General features: G+C 47.6%; 5 protein-coding genes. 3 read left to right on the top strand and 2 right to left on the bottom strand.

Features of this window, described 5'->3' with window-relative positions:
* Both PHU49_16115 and PHU49_16110 read right to left on the bottom strand, forming a co-directional pair.
* On the bottom strand, positions 1-415 hold a 415-nt coding region (locus tag PHU49_16115), incomplete at its 3' end, for a hypothetical protein (GenBank protein ID MDD5245535.1).
* 222 nt (positions 416-637) lie between these two features.
* Complete coding sequence (locus PHU49_16110) at positions 638-1237, bottom strand: YfcE family phosphodiesterase (protein ID MDD5245534.1); 600 nt, start codon at positions 1235-1237, stop codon at positions 638-640.
* Between the two features lie 57 nt (positions 1238-1294).
* Here PHU49_16110 and menA point away from each other — a divergent pair, with 57 nt between their 5' ends.
* The 3 genes from menA to PHU49_16095 all read left to right on the top strand — a co-directional run.
* The gene (gene menA / locus PHU49_16105) at positions 1295-2209 is read left to right on the top strand and encodes a 1,4-dihydroxy-2-naphthoate octaprenyltransferase (protein MDD5245533.1); all 915 of its coding nucleotides are present in this window, start codon (positions 1295-1297) and stop codon (positions 2207-2209) included.
* 4 nt (positions 2210-2213) lie between these two features.
* Complete coding sequence (locus tag PHU49_16100; protein ID MDD5245532.1) at positions 2214-2861, top strand: type II CAAX endopeptidase family protein; 648 nt, start codon at positions 2214-2216, stop codon at positions 2859-2861.
* Between the two features lie 149 nt (positions 2862-3010).
* Positions 3011-3391 (top strand): transcriptional repressor (locus tag PHU49_16095; GenBank protein MDD5245531.1); only part of this gene is annotated, 381 nt, incomplete at its 3' end.

Here is a 3391-nt window from a genome sequence, read left to right as displayed (position 1 = left end):
TAAAGTAATCTTTAATCTTGTGAATGGCATCCCTGGGATAATAAAACCCACGCCTGTTCAGTAATTCATAGAACCGGGGGTGGGGTTTGATCATGTTGTCCCAGTTCGCGTTGAAAAAATTTGTGAGGATAAAGATCTTCTCACTGTCTGTCAGATCTTTCGGCGGCTTTTTGAATACCTCAAGGTAGGCGTCTTTCGCCTCCAGGTTCTCATAATCAATGAGCTGGAGGAGGAGGGAGGGAACAACATTGAAATTCTGTTTCAACCCATTAAAATCTTTCAGCATCGCGGCCATATCATAATAATCTTTGGTACCATGCAGCAGGACCCAGGGGAGGAGATACTCCCCGGTGTAGAGGTTTTTGTAGTAAGGCTGATGCATGTGCCACAGGAAGGAGAGGTAGACGGAGTCCATGTTAAGAGCACCGTCGCAAAAGAACAGAAGGTGAGAGGGTGAGAGGGTGAGAAGATAAGAGGGTGAGAGGGTGAGAAGATGAGAGGATGAGAGGATGAGAAGAGAAGAACGGAAGTAAAACGGGAGAAAAATCTTTGGGATATGTTCCGCTATACATCATACCTGTATTATCGTCCATAACGAATAATTCATAAAATAGCCGGACACTTTCTCGGGGATATTTTATACCTCAATATGCCGTAAGGTCATTTCCCCGCCTTTATCTATCTCAATCATTCCCACTGTGCCTTTATGCGAATAAGACCCCCTGTAACTTCCGGGGTTGAACATGACCACCCCTCCCCTCCTGACATTCGCCGGGACATGGGAGTGCCCGAATATAATTATATCAACATCCTGAAACTCACTAAAAACAATATCTTCAATGTTGTGTGGTGATCCCCTGCCATGGATTATCCCGACCTTTTTCCCCATGATCAGTTCAACACGTTTCACGGGGAGGATCGCCCCCAGCTCATAATCGTCCATATTGCCCCTGACTGCCCTGAGTTCCCAGTTGGAGAGATAATCGTGAACGGCAACAGACGTCATATCGCCTCCGTGGATTATCATGTCCATGTCGCCAAACTGTTTTTTCAACGTCTTTTTAAAGTCTTCTGTCACGCTCGTTAGATGGGTATCGGAAAGTACGCCTATCTTCATTGCACCGATGTTTAATGTATAGGAAAAAAACAGGTATGTCAATGAAAGCAACGCTGACAAATAGCACTTGCTGAAATCGCCTGAAAATATTATATTATGTACATATTCATATACACCCATCAACTATCGGCATATCTTCTCGGTTATGAGTATGCATAAGTGAAGCAGGAGGTTGTGATGTCATATGTTTCTCTCTGGTGGCGGGCTTCCCGTCCTTTTACTTTTACAATGAGCGTGCTCCCCCCGATCATAGGGGCGATTGCGGTAAAGATAGAAAATCCCGGGGTTGGTCTTAACTGGCTCCACCTTATTCTTACCATGCTCGGCTGCGTTCTCGCCCATGCAGGGGCCAACCTGGTCGGCGATTACTTTGATTTCAAAAACAAGGTCGACCGCGAAGGGACATTCGGGTCAAGCGGCGTCCTCACGGGAAAACTCACAGAACCAAAGACGATCTTGACCGGGGCGATCGTCGTCTATATCGTCGCCTCACTTATCGGCCTTTATCTTGCCTTCTCGATCCCGAACGGCAAGGTCCTTCTCTGGCTCATCCTCATCGGCGCGGTGCTGGGGTTTTTCTATACGGTGAAACCCTTTGCCTTCAAGTACCGCGCGCTCGGCGATATCGCCGTGTTCATCTCCTTCGGGCCAGCCATGACCCTCGGCACATACTATGTGCAGATCCAGCATTTTTCCTGGGGACCTATCCTGTACGCCATCCCTTTTGCCTTTTTGGTGGACGCCGTTCTACACAGTAACAACTTGAGGGATATCAAAAATGATTCTGTGGTCAATGTCAAAACCGTCGCGATCCTCATCGGCGAGAGGAACGCAAAATTCATGTACTACGGTCTCGTCCTCAGTTCATACCTCTCGGTCATCGTCCTCATCCTTGCGGGCCAGCTTCCCCTGATCTCCCTTGCGACACTTCTCTCGCTTCCACTGGCGATAAAGCTCATCAGGATAGTCCACGCAAAAGAGAAACAGCCGGAGCAGCAGTTCATGATGATCGATGCCGCCACCGCGCAACTTCACTCGGCGTTCGGAGGGCTCCTCCTGCTCTCACTCCTCGCACAGTACCTGATACAGTAGCTTTATGACATTAATCAACAGACGCAACTGGTGGGTCGTTGTATTCAGCGTCCTACTCGCCTTTTTCCTCTGGTACACAACATTCATCATCAGGCCTTTCAACTTCTGGTTCATGATGACCTTCAACACTCTCTTCCTGAGCATTATCTCCTTTGCCTCCGGAAAAATTCCCTGGCATAGGGGGGATTGGAGCCTTCGGAATATCAGTATCGGTATCCTCGCTGCTATGGCGCTCTATGGGATCTTCTGGCTGGGCCATGAGATACTGATCCTTGCAGGCACATATACGGGCATGCTGCCGCGGAGGGCAGAGAACCTTAACGCTATATACGCGAGCCGCGCCGAATTGCCTCAATACATTATTGCCATCCTGCTTTTCTTTCCTATTGGTTTCGGAGAGGAGATATACTGGCGGGGCTTTATACAGAGATTTTTCCAGATGCGGTGGGGTAAGGGCGCTGCATTCCTTCTGACGGTAGTCCTCTACACGGGGATGCACCTGTCCACGGGGAACCCTGTTCTGATACTCGCCGCCCTTATCTGCGGGGTGTACTGGAGCGGACTCTACTGGTATACGGGGAGCCTCGTACCGGTCCTCATATCCCATATGCTCTGGGACCCCTTTATCTTCGTCATCGCCCCGATAAAATAATCCACATTTTATTCCTTACACACGTAACTGTTCAAGTATGCATAAAAATTAAAAAATGGACTTGACAAAAAGGTTTATCAGATTATAATAATTCTAAATTAGGAACTATTATAAATGGACAATAACCAAAGGTTGACGGTGAGAAGGATATGAAGATGACCCCACAGAGGATGGCAATCCTTGAATATCTTGATGGCAATACGGCTCACCCGTCAGCGGCTGATGTTTATAAGGCGGTCTCGGATAAGTTCCCCACCATGTCTCTTGCCACAGTCTACAATACCATGGAGACATTGAAAACGAAAGGCACGGTCATCGAACTCGCCATCGACCCCGGTAAAAAACGTTTCGACCCCAACCCCGAACCTCATCACCATCTTATATGCATTAACTGTAAAGAGATCATAGATGTGCATAGCAACTTCTCTTTAGACCTCTCTGAAAAGGAAAAATGCGGCTTTTATATCATAGGAAACCATGTGGATTTCTACGGGATATGCAAAAAATGTAAAAAGAAAAGCAGGCACAAT

This window comes from Syntrophorhabdaceae bacterium (assembly GCA_028713955.1).
Taxonomy (GTDB): domain Bacteria; phylum Desulfobacterota; class Syntrophorhabdia; order Syntrophorhabdales; family Syntrophorhabdaceae; genus UBA5609.
Note: the sequence above shows the minus strand (reverse complement) of the source record. Positions and strands in the feature narration are given on the sequence as shown.

What these genes read in the sequence shown, in the direction of transcription:
- menA (MDD5245533.1), top strand. Translation starts at nt 1,295, where the DNA reads ATGTCATATGTTTCTCTCTGGTGGCGGGCTTCCCGTCCTTTTACTTTT.
- PHU49_16110 (MDD5245534.1), bottom strand. Translation starts at nt 1,237, where the DNA reads ATGGGTGTATATGAATATGTACATAATATAATATTTTCAGGCGATTTC.
- PHU49_16100 (MDD5245532.1), top strand. Translation starts at nt 2,214, where the DNA reads ATGACATTAATCAACAGACGCAACTGGTGGGTCGTTGTATTCAGCGTC.